This is a genomic window from Flavonifractor sp. An112 (assembly GCF_904377885.1).
Lineage (GTDB): Bacteria > Bacillota > Clostridia > Oscillospirales > Oscillospiraceae > Flavonifractor > Flavonifractor avicola.
This window is the reverse complement of sequence record NZ_CAJFGT010000123.1, coordinates 1-15155: the sequence shown is the minus strand read 5'-3', so window position 1 is coordinate 15155 and position 15155 is coordinate 1. Positions and strand designations below refer to the sequence as shown.

The window sequence follows — 15155 nt, the reverse complement described above, 5'->3', positions numbered from 1 at the left end:
AGGCATTAAGCATTAAGCTAAATTTAAATGAAAATGAATTGGAATCAGTTTTTAAGGGAATCCGGATTCTCGGCACAGATAGGCTATACTGATGTTATTGACCCACTGTGGGAAAAGGCTGTTCTCCTTGCCAATACGGACTTACCCTACGATGTTTCATTTTACGAAGAAGAATGGAACAGAGTAGTGATTGCACAAGAAACATTAACACTTGAAAAGTATGTAAAAGCGACCAGAAATGGTCGAGGAACTCGGCTTGATCGAAAAAAGAGAATACAAGTATGGAAAGTGTTTGAATGTTACCAAAATCTTATGAAAGAGAATCGAGTCCGAGATATTAACACCGCCATGTATGAGAGTACAAGGCTGCTCCTCACTACCGGCAAGAGTACCAGGTATGCGAACATAATCATTGATGAAGGTCAAGATTTTAGCGATAATGCCTACCGGCTTATCCGTGCAATGGCCGGAGAAGAACACCCCAACGATATTTTCGTTGTAGGAGATTCTCATCAAAGAATTTACAGGAATCACCCAACTCTTTCTAAATGCGGTATCAATGTGCGTGGGCGTAGTAGTATTCTAAAGATCAATTATCGTACAACAGAGGAAATACGAAAACATACGTTTGCTCTACTGAACGGGATTTCCTTTGATGATCTGGATGACGAAGTAGATTTGGGTGATAAATGTCAATCACTAACCCATGGTGAGAAACCGGTCATTACAAATTTTAACAACGCAAATGATGAGTTCGAATTTATCGCACAGGAGATAAAAAGTCTAAAGGCGAACGGAGTAGAGCTGACAGATATTTGTGTTGTTGCAAGAACAAAAAAACTTGTTGAAGATTACATTGCGCTATTTACTAAAGTAGGGATTCGTTCTTATGCAATCAAGCGAAATAAGGCCGATGATAGAAATATTGATGGTCTTCGTGTTGCTACAATGCATCGTGTAAAGGGTCTGGAGTTCAAGTATGTATTTATTGTCGCCGTGAACAACCGCATTCTGCCTTTGCCATCCGCAATCAACAAAACAGATGCAATTTCCGAATTGGAGTCAATTACGTCAGAGAAGTGTTTACTGTATGTTGCTATGACTCGTGCACAAAAAGGTGTTTACATCACGAGTTATGGCAGAAAATCAGAATTCCTTGATTAAATCCAAGCGATAAATCATTAGATAAAATGTAGAAAAGGCGTATATGATAAGACACTAAATAGAGGGAGGCTTACCGACACCAAAAATAGCTGGCACGTCAGAAAATTTTGTGTAAGCGATTTTCGACGAACTCAAGAATATCGTAGTTGCAATGTGCAGAATAGGGGCTTATTCCCCTTAATGACAGCTTTTCCGGGAGAGGTGGGACGGTATGCGCGCCGCTTGCGGCGTGAATACCGCCCCATCCTCCTTCAGCACCTGTACCACCGTCTCGTCGGCGCATATAATATATACAGGAGCAATACTCTGCCTGTAATATATCAATTCATCTATCATGGCAATATTTTGGACTTATATACGAAGAAAATTAGGATGGTACATCGCTTCCCAAGCAGATTTTTCCATAGTTTAGACTTCTGGCCCGATAGTGGATAATTGTTGTATCTAACATCCAGCATCGAGCAGATGACCTGGTAAAAGGTGTAGCGGCCTGGCAGGGGAAATTCTCCACCAGTTTTTCTTCGTATATAAGGTATATAAGGAGCCAATAACTAAAACATATGAGAGGATCAACAATCATGGTGTTGCAGAAATTGCAGTTTTTTTAGCCAAAAATATTTTCCCAGGCTGTTTATTAAATAATAGATCCAGTAGAAAATACATATTAAAACTGCAATTTTTGCAACATATATATTTTCATCTTCAAAAAGTTATAATATTATACAGATATAAATAAAATCCTATTAAATCTAACAAAATAAGTTATTTGCAGGTGTTGCAGTTTTTTGCAACCGGTTTGCAACCATTTGTGAAAATCTGCAACACGCGCAGCTTGTAAATCACACAAATCAGGCAGCCATAAAATGTGCACGTCTTGTGTTGCAAAAATTTATGTCCGCTGTTGCATTTTTTGGCCCAAAACTGCAACCATATGTTTAAAAAATAGGGCAGATCACACAGATCCGCCCTATGAATGTGGATATTAACATGCCAGCCCCATCTGCACCCCCTCTGTGCTGTCGGTGGCGATGTCGGCGCCAGTGTTAGTGCCGATGGCGGTGCCGGTGGCGGCGTCGGTGGCGATAGTCGCCTGCGCAGGCTTGTCATCAACCTTAGCTGTCTTAGCTGTATGGTTGGGATCGACCCACTCGCCATCGTCCGGAGTACGGATACGGTAGCCGACCAAGGCATCCCGTCCCTTGCAAGTGTTCTTCGTGCGGCCTGCCATGTCTTTTTTGTAGGTGCTCTTGCTGCTGTCGCCATAGTTGTTGTCCCGAGCCCAACGTTTGAAAATCTCAAAATGCTGACCAGCGAGGATGATATCGCTGGGATTACCCGTCTCAACGTAACAGTCATGCATGTACTGCGTAATGGGATCGTCCACAGACATATAGTCGTAAGTAGCCTGGATTACACATGCCGGAGGATCCAGATGGCCACGATCGACATAGTCCTGCCAGCCACGCAAAAGGATGTTAAAGATCCCGGGCAATTCTTTCGGATCCCGGATCCGATTTTTAAGGGTGGGGTCCAAATCGGCAGGCTTACCGGTCCTCTTGGACTCCATTTGGTCGACATAATGGTGGTCAAAGGTCAGAACCATGATGCGATTGCTCTCAAAGAGTTTGGGATCGTTGGTACGGGGCAGGTAATTGGTCCAGCATGTGATATGGGGATATACCTTGATTTCGGTCGATTCCTTATATTTGCGACAAACATTAAGCGGATCGTCACCAGTTACCTGTCGCAGCAGATTACCATCGAGCTGAGAGTTACGAGGCAACTCGCTAATCGATGTAAATCGCTTGCCGGTAAGTGCTGCAAGATACTCCTGCTGGGTGCCATCAGACACTTTGCTCCCTTTAATAATCATTTTTTCCGACGCATTGCCTACATAATCGCCCATCATGGCGCTGATGGCGGCCTGGAAAGTGCCCTTGCCGTTGCGGCTTGTCCGCCCAAAAGCAATCAAAAATTTTTCCTGTGGATTTGCGCCCAGCAAGCTGTACCCAAACCAGCGTACCAAAAAATCTGCTTTTTCTTTGTCGCCATCAAAAATCGACAACAAAAACTCCTCAAAAAGTGGGCTGGTGGCATCTGGATCGTATGCCACATTAGCAATCTGGGTCATCATGTCCTCAGACCGATGCCCAGACTCAAACCACATCGTATCAAGATGGTAGACACCATTTTGCATATTTAGGGCATATGGATCCGCGTCCCACCGCTCTGCGGATACGGCCAGCATGGCCTTGGCGTATGCTGCCATGGCTCTCTTCCCTGACTCCCTAATTGCGGCGGAAATACGTGCCTGTTCAAAGGTTTTTTTGAAATCCTTATTATCAATGCAATCTGCTGCATGCCTCAGCATACTAATAAAATCATCCTGTGCCAAGTACATCTGGCTGCCGTTGCTGTCATCTTTGACCCATTTTTTCCCATCGAAGGACATGATCGCTTTGAGGCCGCTATGGTAGGCGATGCGGCCCCTTGCGATGGCGTCTACAAATAACTTAGCCAGTCCCTGATTATCCATGGGGTACACCGTCACATCATACGGATTGACGGGCCACCCGTACGGACGCACGCCAAACCGCTCAAATTCGCATCCTTTTGGAACGTTGTATACTTTTGACCCATCATCTTTTTCTGTTACGATCAGTACCTTGGGCTCTTTGCCGGGTTCATTGATCTGCGCCATACGCATGATCTGTGTTGCTTGATCAATCTGTTGCTCAACTGTCAGACCAGCCTGTAGCGTGCGGCAATCACGATTTACCTGCCGGTACAGCTTGACGGCATTAGCGTTAATATTATAGTTAACGATACTGCTCATACGGGGCTCCCTTCTTTTGTTGAGCCACCATCCACCATATGGTTGTGGGTGTTTGGTAGCGTTTTTTGTCTACATATTATGATATGCAAACTTTTTGGCGGAGCCGTGCAGATAACTCGTCATGCAGCCCTCTGATATCGCTTGTTTTGTAGTTTTTTGTGTTATTTTGGTCTACTTTTGTTTGATATATACAATTTCAATCAAGATAATTTGGTGAAAATATAAGGCCCCTGGCATATGACCAGAGTCTAAAATATCGAATTAGTAGAGACATTCCTGGAGGGATTCTCCGGCTGGCTCCATACGGTACATTTTACCACCAAGGGTGATTTCCAATTGTACGATTTTTTCGTACACTCCAATTTAATTGTATGCCCGTCCTCCGAACACAAAAGAGTCTCTTCTGTCCCACATAGACAAAAGAGACTCTCTTCTTCCAACTAAGGTCCACAACCAAGATTCTCCTCCCCCACGAACAAGAAAGAGTCTCTTCTCCATCTTCCAGGAATAGGAGGATTCTCCTTCTTCCACCTCCGAGAACAAGAAGAAGTCTCCTCCCCTCTTCATTCAACGAAAGACGCTTTACCTAACTAAAGTTTTTCTTCCCAGTCTCCTATTAAGTATGTCGAGCAGGCAGGCATGTGCTGTATCGTTCTTTTGCAACGCTCCGTGAACATGTTAGCGCTGTTGAGCAAGGCTTGCTGCGTTCCGATCGAGGCGTTGTCAGGTTCGCTGCGTTCCAACCGGGTGCTGACCGGTACCGCTACGCCTCAACCGACGCTGCCGGGTCTCTGCCGGGGCTCGACCGGTACTGCAGGGGCTGCCGGCGGCCTCCAGGGCCGTTTGGGACGTGTCTCCTGCCGTTCTGCATCGTGCAGTTGTCTTGGCCGTCACCCTGCGTGTTGGTGACAACAGCCAACCTCCAACGCTTTTCTTTGTATACAAGACTTGTTACTTTCCGTTCTGCACGAGCGGGACAGTTAAAGGACTTCACCGACCGGCACGCGCAGTCCACCCCCTGTGCGGCGCGCGAGAAAAATAGAGTCCTACTCTCTCACGCGGCACAGGGGGTATATCAGACCTACATTTGATCTGATCAGCGGTAATCTGCCAATCCACTCGCCTCAGTCTTCTCGCTCCATGAGGTTTGTATGAGTGGATTCCCCCGGCTTTCGCCGGCGAGAAGCCCTCCTGCCTAATTTATATGAACCCGGTCAGGCACACCCGGTTGACGGAGGTTTTAGATTACCATGCCCACGCATTCCCCCGAACAGACTTATTGCAGCGGCTCTGTCACACCTGGTCCAGTTATTGATATCGTGGGCTGGTACACGCATCGACCCACGCCGCCGGCGCCTGCCGGCAGATCCTATATGCAGCCTGCTCGCTGTGGAGGTAGTCCGGTAGGAATGATGGGTTTACTCCAACCGGGTGTCCCTGGCTCCCACGCGCCACGAGGCGTTGTCTGTATATATTATGCGGCAAATTTATATCCCATTTCACAAAAATCAATGTTGTATACAACAATTAGAGTATTTATCACAATTTAATTGAAATTTCGCACTGAAATGGTTAAAACATATCACTTAGTGCCCTCAAAAAATTATTTTTAAATTTTTTAACAGGAACGATGTACAATGAGGTCTTGATGGCATATAGCCGTAGGACTATTGCTAATATATGCATGTTGTCCAAATTTGATTGGCGCATAGCTCTCCCCCATACCTATACCGTAGCGCTCACGACACAGTGTCGTCGCAACTGATGCATTGTTACATAAGGGTTAGAGCGCTACTCCTATATATATTATATGCTTTATGCTTTGGAAAAATTTACATTAGTACTGTGTGTACGGAAAAAATATCGGGCCCGCCATCTAAGGCGGGCCCGAATTATTATATTCCCAGGTTAATCAATCATGATGGAGTGCTTTACTCTGCTCTTCCTTTGCCTTTTTTAAATAGGCAATTGCTTCTTCCGGCTCATTCACACACCAATGGTAAAATCCAACAATCAATTGCTCCTGGGTGATGCCCATAGGCCGGATCATTTCTTCCACTTTCACTGCAAGGTCAGCATCAATTGTAATTGTAATCAGTTCAGTGTCGTTTTCCATGGATTATCCTCCTTACTACTTATCTTATATACAAAGAAAAATCCATTGTCAAGCTTTCTTTCGCACCCGCACGTATATGCCCCGGGCATCTGCCCGATGCTGGATGGTATATGACTCCCAGCATCGGGCCCGTAGACAAAGACAGCAACAGGGGAGCATTAGCCAAGTTAATCTTGATAGTTTTCGTTTGTATATAAGGAATCATTTGTCGCTTGCCTCGGAAGATTACCCATCTTTGCCTGTCCCATCCAAGATGAGATCCAGCCAGCAATCGGCGCAAAACACATCATGGATGGTGTATCCATATTTCTCGGCCAGCGCCTGCTCGTCTACCGGCGTAGGCTTGGGGGCCTTTCCCAGCATGTACAATGCCATCTGCCGTGCATGACGCCATACCTCGGGCAATGCGTATACTCATGGGCCGGTGTCTCCCTGCCGCAGATGCTGCATTTAATCTTGGGCATATTCAGATTTGTGTTTTCGATTTCCGCCATAATTTCTGCCTCTTCCATGCTGATCATGTTGTCTTTTTTCATTACAATCCTTCTTTCTAAGTTTTACTCAAATCTTTATTTAATCTCCAGGCCATTGGATACTTGATAAAAGATAATATCCTCCACTTCATGGGAAGCAAAGATCGATCGCCCCGAGGCAGGCATTGCAGCCAACGTGGCCTTATGCATCTGTTTGACTTTTTGCCGCGTCGCAGTCAACGTGGCCCCAAATTTGATACGAGTTGTCTGGTCCATACGCAACAGCTTTTGCACGATTTCTTTAGCGTCTCCATGATAATAGCAGATGGCGTTATACAGCAGATCCAGGGAGATTTTCGCTTTTTCATCCTCGGTCATCTGCTCATAGGTGTCCATAGCATAACGATAGCACTCAGTCATGGTAATTTCCTTTCTGCATTTCTGGCTCGAATGGCTGACAGGTATCGGTAAACTGTGGGACGACTTACCTGTGCCAACCTGGCCAGTTCTGTTACATTTATTTCGCCAGCTTGCAATTTGACAAAGTAGCGATAAAAACTATCAGGGATGCGCTCCGCTGTGATGGGAGGGCGGCCCAGCTGTTTGCCTTTGGCCCTGGCGTTAGCTACACCGGAGCGTACCCGGGCCCGAATCATACTTAACTCAAGCTCAGAAAACACGGCAATAAGCTGAAGAAAAGCCACAGTCATTGGATCCGGATCATCCTTGCGGCAATCGATGGTGATACTGCCCAGGATCTGGAGTCGGATGCGCTTCGCCTTGATCGTCTCCACGATCGCACAAAATTGCTGCACCGAGCGGGACAATCTGGATGGCTCTGTTACTACGATGGTATCTCCGGGCTGGACAGTGTCCCACATCATGTTCTGCTGCTCTTTGGCCTCGGCATCTCCATGTTCGTATTCCTGCCAGATAACGGCGGCACCCGCAGCCCGCAGCTCCCGGACCTGGCGATCAATGTCCTGGCGGGTCTCATTAGTTGAGCACCGGGCATAGCCATGTACAGTACCAGCGTTATCTGTAACGATAATCCCCTTTTGATTTTTCGTTCCATTTTTCACGCATTTTATCCCCTTGGAGGCCCCCGAAATGGGGTGTCTCCGTGTGTAACGACAAACATTTGTTTTACGGACAGCTCTCTGCCACTTTGAGCTTTGCCTCAATTGCCTGCTCGATCTTGTCTCTAATTATCCTGCACGCCAGCCGGTAGACACGAGGGTCAACACCAGCGGGGGGTGGCCTGGAGGTAATCGCCACAAACGCAGACATGGCCCACATCATGGACTCGATATCAGCGTGGGATATCAGAGGCCACAGGGTCTCATCCGTCCAATCGGTCAGGTCGTCATCGCAGGCAACCCAGCTGAGGGTGAGCGCGTGGATCTTGGCGTAACTATCCATCCATATCATGTACACTCCTCCTGGGCCGTATCGGCGCCAATGCACGGCATGGACTTGTCCCCTGGATCCCTCTGCGCAGGTACCGGGTATATCTCCCGCATCTTGTCGTGCATGTCGCCCAGGAGTCCATCAAGGCGATCCTTGAGTTCAAGATATTCCGCTACAGTGTTGAGTCCATCATCTACGCATAGGGTATACATAGCTGCAATCGCTGCCGCCCCATCCTCCATGGCAATCATGTACGGGCTCTCGTCGACCGACAAGCACATAGTCTCTGCGATACTCCTCGCCTGTTTTTCCTGGTCTTTTTTCTCGCCTTTTTCCCTGACTTCCTTTAAAATTTTGCGATACTTATCCACGTTTACTCCTCTCCCATCGGTCTGTGAGACGGGAATTGATCCAACATCTCGTCCTGCAGGTCATCGATCAGATGCACCAAGCGTTCTTTTATTGCCTGATAGTGATTAACGGTATTGATATTGTGACTGGTACACAGGATGTACAGCGCTGTCAGCGCTGCTGCACCGTTGCTTAGCGCGGAGAAATAGGGAGCATCGTCAACTAACCCGCACAGCGTAGGCATCAGGTACTCAATCTTACGCTCGCGATCTTGATCTTCTTGGGCCAGTACTTCCTTGAGGATTTTCCGGTATCTGTTCATGGGTCATCTCTCCTTGTTTTTCAAAACATCCAAGATGATTGTACGTGCAAACACAGCGAGCGGTGTACCGCCGCTTTCTTGGGCCGCTTGTGATATGGCCTCGTACTCGCTATTTGTTAGTAACAACCGAATACACCGATTGCGCTCCTGCCGGATCTGCCGCCAAAAGGGTTCTATATGATATTTTGCCGCCAAAGAGTCCAGTTGCCCGGGCTGTATGCCCATCTTTGCGGCCAGATCATTTTTACCATATACCACACCTGCCTCCTTGTAGGACAAGAGCCTCTCCAACAGTAGGTCTGTGACATCGAGCGCCGGCCCAAATAGCGTGTCAGCATCCAGGCCAACCATCACAGCGAGCAGCGCATACCGCTCTGGCGAGGATAGCTGCCAATGCACGAGCCTCGACATCACGGCGGCGGACAAGCGGCCAAAATACTGCTCGTAGATCTGCTGACCATAACATTCCAGCACTGCCCGCTGGATTTTTGCCACATCGATTGATTGATATCGGCTTACCCGATCCTCGCCATATCCTGCGTTGATCAATGCGGTATGCAGATTGTTGTATCCAACCGTTGGGGCATAGTCTCTGCATAGCAGCGCCGCAATCATGTCCGCCAGCGGATCCATCCACGACTCAGTGCTTCCTTCTACGGTATCCTGGCAGTGAACAGATATGAGCGGTAGGAAAACCTCAGATAGCCTCGCAAATTTAATAGGCACAGTAACAAGCGGGATCTTGTGCATCGGGCAGTAGCCCAAGAGGGGGATCTGATGCACTCGGCGCCAAAATGGCTCCCCATATTCCTGTGTATCTAAGAGATAACAATTAGGGCAAAATTTAAGGCCCTCTGTACCATCCGGCATCTGCGTCCGCACACTGGTAATACCTGAGCCACGGCCAACCTGTAATGCCTCCCATACCTGCCGCTTCTTATCTGTCTCAAAAAAGCGGGTATAGTATGGCAGCAGAGTATGATTGGCCAATACATCATCAATCGACAGCACCCCAGGCGGCAAGTTGGACAAGATGGCGGCGCAGTCACCTCCAGGGATAAGTCTGCCATGCACCATAGGTCGACCACCGTATAGCTCACTGATAGTGGTTGCGTGCTTGGAATGCCCGGATCGCACATGGTAGCGGCAGAGGACGGAGTACCACCACTCTCCGGGGTAGGGCGTGGGAAAATAGGTCAGCATCGGCGCAACCCCATCAAATGTGCAAGCGCAACAGGGACCCAGTGCAGTTTTGGGTTACCCACGATAATCCGCCTCCAGATATCCGTTTTCACTGAGATGAGCCTCAATGCCTACTCCATTGTTGTACGCCACGAGCAGATCTCCATCATCTCTCTGCGCTGCCTTACGGCCTCTTTTGTTTGCGTATTGCCGAGATATTTCTTCCTGATCCAGCGGCGGCTCTGGTACAACCATCCCAATTTCAAAATCTGAGATATGAGTTCCGGCCGCATAGGTTCGAGGTACCTTAATGGCCAACAGATCGACCGCCCGCTGGATAATTTTTTCATCGATATAACTTCGGCCTTGAATCAGGGCTTGTGCCTGTGATTCCCCAAATATCTTGATGATGTAGGCTGGTATGCCGCCACTGCAATCGTACAGCTTATTGCCGATGGATGTGGTCAGCTCTGCCATCTGTTCTGTGTACTGATAGGGCCATATCTTGTTCAAAAAATCGAGATATGCCCCGTCCGGTCGAAATGGTGCCAGACGGATGCCTCTGGTTCTCCTCTTGAGATGCTCCTGGGAGACAAAGAGCTCCTCTGCGACTGGTGTGCCAACAAAATAGATAGAGGTCATCGTCTCGTTTGTAAGTTCAACCAGATATCGGAGCAGAGGTTTTTCCTGGTGGTTTTTGCGGGCGGTCAGCACTGCATTTTGAATCTCATCAATCACCAACAACCCTACATGGTGGTTAGTAAGCAGGATTTTTGTCTGTACTGCAATGGCGGATGCAGATGCTGATCGCAGTCCCTGCGTTGATTGCAGGTACTTCGAGCCAATTGCCCGGTCAAGTGCGGCCATGATCGAAAATCCAAGCGTTTTGACAGAGCAATCGCTTGGGCACTCCACATGCAGCCACAGTACCTGCTTGCAGTAACAGGGCTGCCCCTGGTACTCCATGTGCTCGATAACCTGTGGCATCGTGGACAGACACCGGTGCACAGTGGCCGTCTTTCCGCACCCCGGGACTCCCAAAATTGACCCGCTATCTGCCTGCGTGGCATAGTTGGTGTCTCGGCCACAGTAGTAGGCATTGATTGCTCTGGTCGATTCCACCACATCGGCCGTACGGTAAGTCGTAGCGATCGCACGGTATAGCGTATCATAGATGGCGTACTGGTACGGCATCGGCACATAGATGGATGCCAGAGACGGCAGCAGTCCCCGACGCTCCTCTGGAGACATCCGAGCCATATCATAGGGGATAGGGGGGTAGCTTGCCACGGCTTGGGCAAATTGTTCCGGCGAGAGCATGTCCGGCATGGCATCCAGGTACGGGTTGCCGCTGCTACCCTCGTAGATGGCCCCGACCGTATGACCGGCTGGATACTTGCTCATGTCAGTTGCCCCCTTTCTGTGAGCTTGTCCTGTTTGATTTGCTCTCCATCAACTCGCCTAATTGGCTCTCTGTGCTCAACTGCGTGCTCGACGATTGATCGGATGGCCTGGGTAGCGGCGATGCTCGATGCCATCTCTTTTTTCCTGGCCGCCTCCCTGTTCCTCTTAGTTGCTTCATATACTGCATCAACCTCGCAAGCAGCGACTTGCTGACCAATCTCAACTGCATGACATGGGCAAATCTTGTCAGCCAGGATGATATGGATACGACGTAGATCTGCCGGATCATAAGCAATCGTATAGCTGTCTCCAATGGTCAACCCCTCTGCATCATCCGGGGCGTACCATATGCGATTGATCCGGATGCCCTTGCGGGTCAGCTTGGCAGTATCCCGGGACAGCGTCTGGATGTGCAGCTCTTCCATGTCCACTGTCATCAATCTTGGGGACATCTCAAGCCATCTTTCTGCTGGTGTCTTACCATCGGTAAGCCTCCCGCTGTTTAGGTACAGTACAGAGTGGATGACAACCCGTGCAAAATCATCAAGGTCAAGGGTTGCCTGCGTGCGGTAGTCGGTGGCCCATCGCTCTTGGGCATCATCCTCGATTACGCCACGGCCCCGCAGCATAGGCTTGTATCTTTGCTGTAACAAGTCAATCGATTTTTCGACGGACCCCTTGCAGTCCGGCCGAAATGGCGGCAAGGTCAGAACTTCAAGCCCATACCGGCGGCATAGCTCCGACATTCTGGGGCCAAAAAATTCCCGGCCCTGATCCGTGATGATCTCCAACGGCATTCCAACAGAAGGCCATTGCTCTGGTGTGATCTCGATGCCGTAGCGGGCACAGTACCCAACCTTATCCATAGCAGCCTGCTCGATACAAGCCATTACAGCGGTCTCATCGCAGCTATACCCAACATAGACCCCGGCAATCAGGTGAGTGGCTGTGTCTACCGCCAAGTAGATATACGGTCGGCCAACAACGACAGATCTGTCTGCTCTGGACACCAGATAGATATCCGCCTGTGTGGCATCCATCTGGTACGATCCAGGCTGTGTACGCCACCCGGCAGAGGTTCCCCATGCCGGCCGGTGGTCTCTCTGATATTTGGCAAGGCCCTCTCGGGCAATGACCTTTTGCGGGTCCTTGTGTATGTCATGATCGTAGTAGTAGTGTCGGAACTGAGGCCATGTGGGAGCATCGCTGTCGAGCTGACCATCGGGGCCCACATAATCCTCCAGCAGCATCATCTCATAGGCGGATCTTAGGGATAGCCGTTTGGCACCAAAATAGTATCGCCGGATCGCTCGCTCTATCATCTGATTGCTTTTGCTGGTCTGCTGTGTCCGCTTTTGCGCGAGCTGTCCTGTTGCCAGATAACGATAATACAGTCGTAGGATGCGGCGTGTCGTAGTCTGATACTGCTGTGCCGCATCCGCCGCCATCTTGTAGCGCAGGGATTTGTCCGGGATGCAGTCATCGCAGTCGAGCAGCGGTTGGATCATCTGCAGGCGGGCTTCTTGCGCCGGAGTCATGGCCTGCTCTGACATCCAGCTTTCCGGCGCTGGCACCCGCTCATACTTGTGCAGGTCGGCCTCAAAAAATGGTGGAGAGGGGCCGCCATTACATTCAATAAGCCAGCCGCCAGCCGAATTCTCCATCAGAACCCTGAATACACCCCCAAGCCGGCAAACAAAGCGCAGCGGTCTATCCATCTACGATCACCACCATCCACTCCGTGTCGGTTACTGCCCAGTATCTGCGAGAGAGTTCTAATCGCTCCACATATGCTTTCTTCTTTAGCTGCTGCCTTAAAATTAACTCTCTCACCCCCTTGTGACCATCAGCGCAGCGAATCACAAAGTCGGTAGCCCATCCGGTCTGCAGGTAGTCCGTGCGTATGCCTGCCCGTGATATGCGGCCCATGATGTCAGCATTCAAAGGGTAGCCAGCTTCGTAACTTTGCACCCACGGCTGCTCCTCCAACCATTTGGCGTAGTTCCTGGCCCACTTACTGTGCAGGCATACGATATCTCCGTTCTTGTTGCTATAAAATCGGATGTCTCGTGTGCGCTCTCCTAAGCGTTCCATATGGCACCCCTCCCCAAAAAGTTTGTTTCCCCAGTGGCTTATATCTCCATCAGTTTTCTGTATCAGCAAATTTTTATCTTAATTTTTTGAATTAACTCAAAATTTTGATAGTGCCACGGAATTAGCTCAAAATTTTGCGTCCAAAAATTGAATTAAATCAAAAATTTGATGATCCTACCCGCAAATTTTTCATTTAATTCAAATTTCGCTGTCAATTTTTTGAGTTAAATGCCATTTCCCTTAGATACCATGTGATCGTCCCATCTCAACCTGGTCGTTTGTCCGACCATTTTGACCGTCGGACGCCCACCCAATCTTTTTCGAAAAAAGTTCCAAATTGGTTCCAAATCAATCCAAACCCGGGCTAAAAGCAGAAAATAAATAAAAAAAGAGCCCGGGGAAACGAATTTCCTCGGACTCTTTTGTGAGTCATTATTTAGGGACAATGTGCTTGTTTGCGGGGGGACAAGTACACAATTACTTGCCCAGCTGCTTGGCGATCTCCTCAGCGAAGTTCTCCTGCTTCTTCTCGATGCCCTCGCCCTTCTCAAAGCGAACAGCGTTCTTGAAGGTCACAGCGCCGCCCAGAGCCTTGGCAGCAGAAGCGATATACTGCTCCACGGTCATGGAGTTGTCCTTCACGAACTCCTGCTGCAGCAGGCAGTTCTCCTTATAGAACTTGCCCAGCTTGCCGGCCACGATGCCCTCCTTCACCTTCTCAGGCTTGGAAGCCATCTTGGGATCGTTCTCCATCTGGACCAGCAGGATCTTCTTCTCCTCGTCCAGAGTGGCCTGATCCACCTGGCTCTTGTCCCAGAAGCGGGGATTCAGAGCGGCGATCTGCATGGCCACGTCCTTACCAACGGTCTCAACCTGCTCAGCGGACAGGCTGGTCTCCAAGTTCACCAGCACGCCGATCTTGCCGCCGGCATGGACATAGGGCACGGAGATGCCATCGGTGAAGAAGGCAAAGCGGCGGACCTTGATGTTCTCGCCGATGACCAGCACCATCTCCTGCTGCTCCTCCTGCACGGTGCGGCCGTTGCCATAGGGCAGAGCCATCAGAGCGTCCAGGTCAGCGGGCTTGTTGGCGGCCACAACAGCGGCAACACCCTTCACGAAGTCGACGAACTTCTCGTTCTTGCCCACGAAGTCGGTCTCGGCGTTAACCTCGACCACCACGCCCACGCCGTCCACCACGGTAGCGTAAGCCATACCCTCGGCAGCGATGCGGCCAGCCTTCTTCTGGGAAGCAGCCAGACCCTTCTCGCGCAGGATCTCAACAGCCTTGTCCATGTTGCCCTCGGCCTCGGTGAGGGCCTTCTTGCAGTCCATCATGCCCACGCCGGTCATCTCGCGCAGGGCCTGTACGTCTTTTGCAGTGATTGCCATGATCACATTACCTCCATCTCAATTATAAAAAGGAGCGTCCGCCCGCGCGGGCGGGCGCTCCTGTCCTTTGTTTGGGTAAATTACTCAGCGGCCTCGGTCTTCTCGGTCTCCTCAGCGGCGTCCTGGCCCTGCTTGCCCTCCTGGATGGCGTTGGCCATCACACCGGAGATCAGCTTGATGGCGCGGATGGCGTCATCGTTGCCGGGGATCACGTAGTCGATCTCGTCGGGATCGCAGTTGGTGTCCACGATAGCCACGATGGGGATGTTCAGCTTGCGGGCCTCGTTGATGGCGTTGCGCTCCTTGCGGGGATCAACCACGAACAGAGCACCGGGGAGCTTCTTCATCTCCACGACGCCGCCCAGGTACTTCTCCAGCTTGGCGATCTCGCCCAGGTGCTTCATGACTTCC

At 49.8% G+C, this 15155-nt stretch carries 15 protein-coding genes; 1 reads left to right on the top strand and 14 read right to left on the bottom strand.

Annotated elements, in window-relative coordinates:
- The first annotated feature begins 27 nt into the window (after positions 1-27).
- Positions 28-1164, top strand: a complete 1137-nt coding sequence (locus tag IHN22_RS12705; protein ID WP_191435716.1) for a 3'-5' exonuclease — start codon at positions 28-30, stop codon at positions 1162-1164.
- Between the two features lie 982 nt (positions 1165-2146).
- On the opposite strand, the gene IHN22_RS12700 is transcribed toward IHN22_RS12705, so the two are convergent.
- From IHN22_RS12700 to rpsB, 14 genes are all read right to left on the bottom strand, one after another.
- The gene (locus IHN22_RS12700) at positions 2147-4000 is read right to left on the bottom strand and encodes a DNA primase family protein (protein ID WP_191435715.1); all 1854 of its coding nucleotides are present in this window, start codon (positions 3998-4000) and stop codon (positions 2147-2149) included.
- 1912 nt (positions 4001-5912) lie between these two features.
- On the bottom strand, positions 5913-6116 hold the full coding sequence (locus tag IHN22_RS12695; RefSeq protein WP_191435714.1) for a hypothetical protein: 204 nt from the start codon (positions 6114-6116) through the stop codon (positions 5913-5915).
- Positions 6117-6341: 225 nt separating this feature from the next.
- On the bottom strand, positions 6342-6479 hold the full coding sequence (locus IHN22_RS12690) for a hypothetical protein (RefSeq protein WP_191435713.1): 138 nt from the start codon (positions 6477-6479) through the stop codon (positions 6342-6344).
- Positions 6480-6685: 206 nt separating this feature from the next.
- On the bottom strand, positions 6686-7009 hold the full coding sequence (locus IHN22_RS12685) for a hypothetical protein (RefSeq protein ID WP_191435712.1): 324 nt from the start codon (positions 7007-7009) through the stop codon (positions 6686-6688).
- The gene (locus tag IHN22_RS12680) at positions 7006-7671 is read right to left on the bottom strand and encodes a recombinase family protein (RefSeq protein WP_191435711.1); all 666 of its coding nucleotides are present in this window, start codon (positions 7669-7671) and stop codon (positions 7006-7008) included. Before IHN22_RS12680 ends, IHN22_RS12685 begins: the two co-directional genes overlap by 4 nt.
- Positions 7672-7735: 64 nt before the next feature.
- Entirely contained in the window at positions 7736-8020 is a 285-nt protein-coding gene (locus IHN22_RS12675) for a hypothetical protein (protein ID WP_191435710.1), read from the bottom strand.
- Complete coding sequence (locus IHN22_RS12670) at positions 8017-8370, bottom strand: hypothetical protein (RefSeq protein ID WP_191435709.1); 354 nt, start codon at positions 8368-8370, stop codon at positions 8017-8019. The genes IHN22_RS12675 and IHN22_RS12670 overlap by 4 nt, the downstream gene beginning before the upstream one ends.
- Before the next feature lie 2 nt (positions 8371-8372).
- Complete coding sequence (locus tag IHN22_RS12665; RefSeq protein ID WP_191435708.1) at positions 8373-8672, bottom strand: hypothetical protein; 300 nt, start codon at positions 8670-8672, stop codon at positions 8373-8375.
- 3 nt (positions 8673-8675) lie between these two features.
- Complete coding sequence (locus tag IHN22_RS12660; protein WP_191435707.1) at positions 8676-9875, bottom strand: TniQ family protein; 1200 nt, start codon at positions 9873-9875, stop codon at positions 8676-8678.
- A gap of 54 nt (positions 9876-9929) precedes the next feature.
- A complete protein-coding gene (locus IHN22_RS12655; RefSeq protein ID WP_191435706.1) occupies positions 9930-11258 on the bottom strand; it encodes an ATP-binding protein in 1329 nt (442 codons plus the stop codon).
- Complete coding sequence (locus IHN22_RS12650; protein WP_300986669.1) at positions 11255-12976, bottom strand: Mu transposase C-terminal domain-containing protein; 1722 nt, start codon at positions 12974-12976, stop codon at positions 11255-11257. Before IHN22_RS12650 ends, IHN22_RS12655 begins: the two co-directional genes overlap by 4 nt.
- Complete coding sequence (locus IHN22_RS12645; RefSeq protein ID WP_191435705.1) at positions 12969-13352, bottom strand: hypothetical protein; 384 nt, start codon at positions 13350-13352, stop codon at positions 12969-12971. The genes IHN22_RS12650 and IHN22_RS12645 overlap by 8 nt, the downstream gene beginning before the upstream one ends.
- A 477-nt stretch (positions 13353-13829) precedes the next feature.
- Complete coding sequence (tsf, locus tag IHN22_RS12640) at positions 13830-14744, bottom strand: translation elongation factor Ts (protein WP_191435704.1); 915 nt, start codon at positions 14742-14744, stop codon at positions 13830-13832.
- Positions 14745-14824: 80 nt separating this feature from the next.
- Positions 14825-15155 (bottom strand): 30S ribosomal protein S2 (gene rpsB / locus IHN22_RS12635; protein ID WP_191435703.1); only part of this gene is annotated, 331 nt, incomplete at its 5' end.

What these genes read in the sequence shown, in the direction of transcription:
- IHN22_RS12705 (WP_191435716.1), top strand. Translation starts at nt 28, where the DNA reads ATGAAAATGAATTGGAATCAGTTTTTAAGGGAATCCGGATTCTCGGCA.
- IHN22_RS12700 (WP_191435715.1), bottom strand. Translation starts at nt 4,000, where the DNA reads ATGAGCAGTATCGTTAACTATAATATTAACGCTAATGCCGTCAAGCTG.
- IHN22_RS12695 (WP_191435714.1), bottom strand. Translation starts at nt 6,116, where the DNA reads ATGGAAAACGACACTGAACTGATTACAATTACAATTGATGCTGACCTT.
- IHN22_RS12690 (WP_191435713.1), bottom strand. Translation starts at nt 6,479, where the DNA reads ATGCTGGGAAAGGCCCCCAAGCCTACGCCGGTAGACGAGCAGGCGCTG.
- IHN22_RS12685 (WP_191435712.1), bottom strand. Translation starts at nt 7,009, where the DNA reads ATGACTGAGTGCTATCGTTATGCTATGGACACCTATGAGCAGATGACC.
- IHN22_RS12675 (WP_191435710.1), bottom strand. Translation starts at nt 8,020, where the DNA reads ATGATATGGATGGATAGTTACGCCAAGATCCACGCGCTCACCCTCAGC.
- IHN22_RS12665 (WP_191435708.1), bottom strand. Translation starts at nt 8,672, where the DNA reads ATGAACAGATACCGGAAAATCCTCAAGGAAGTACTGGCCCAAGAAGAT.
- IHN22_RS12660 (WP_191435707.1), bottom strand. Translation starts at nt 9,875, where the DNA reads ATGCTGACCTATTTTCCCACGCCCTACCCCGGAGAGTGGTGGTACTCC.
- IHN22_RS12655 (WP_191435706.1), bottom strand. Translation starts at nt 11,258, where the DNA reads ATGAGCAAGTATCCAGCCGGTCATACGGTCGGGGCCATCTACGAGGGT.
- IHN22_RS12650 (WP_300986669.1), bottom strand. Translation starts at nt 12,976, where the DNA reads ATGGATAGACCGCTGCGCTTTGTTTGCCGGCTTGGGGGTGTATTCAGG.
- IHN22_RS12645 (WP_191435705.1), bottom strand. Translation starts at nt 13,352, where the DNA reads ATGGAACGCTTAGGAGAGCGCACACGAGACATCCGATTTTATAGCAAC.
- tsf (WP_191435704.1), bottom strand. Translation starts at nt 14,744, where the DNA reads ATGGCAATCACTGCAAAAGACGTACAGGCCCTGCGCGAGATGACCGGC.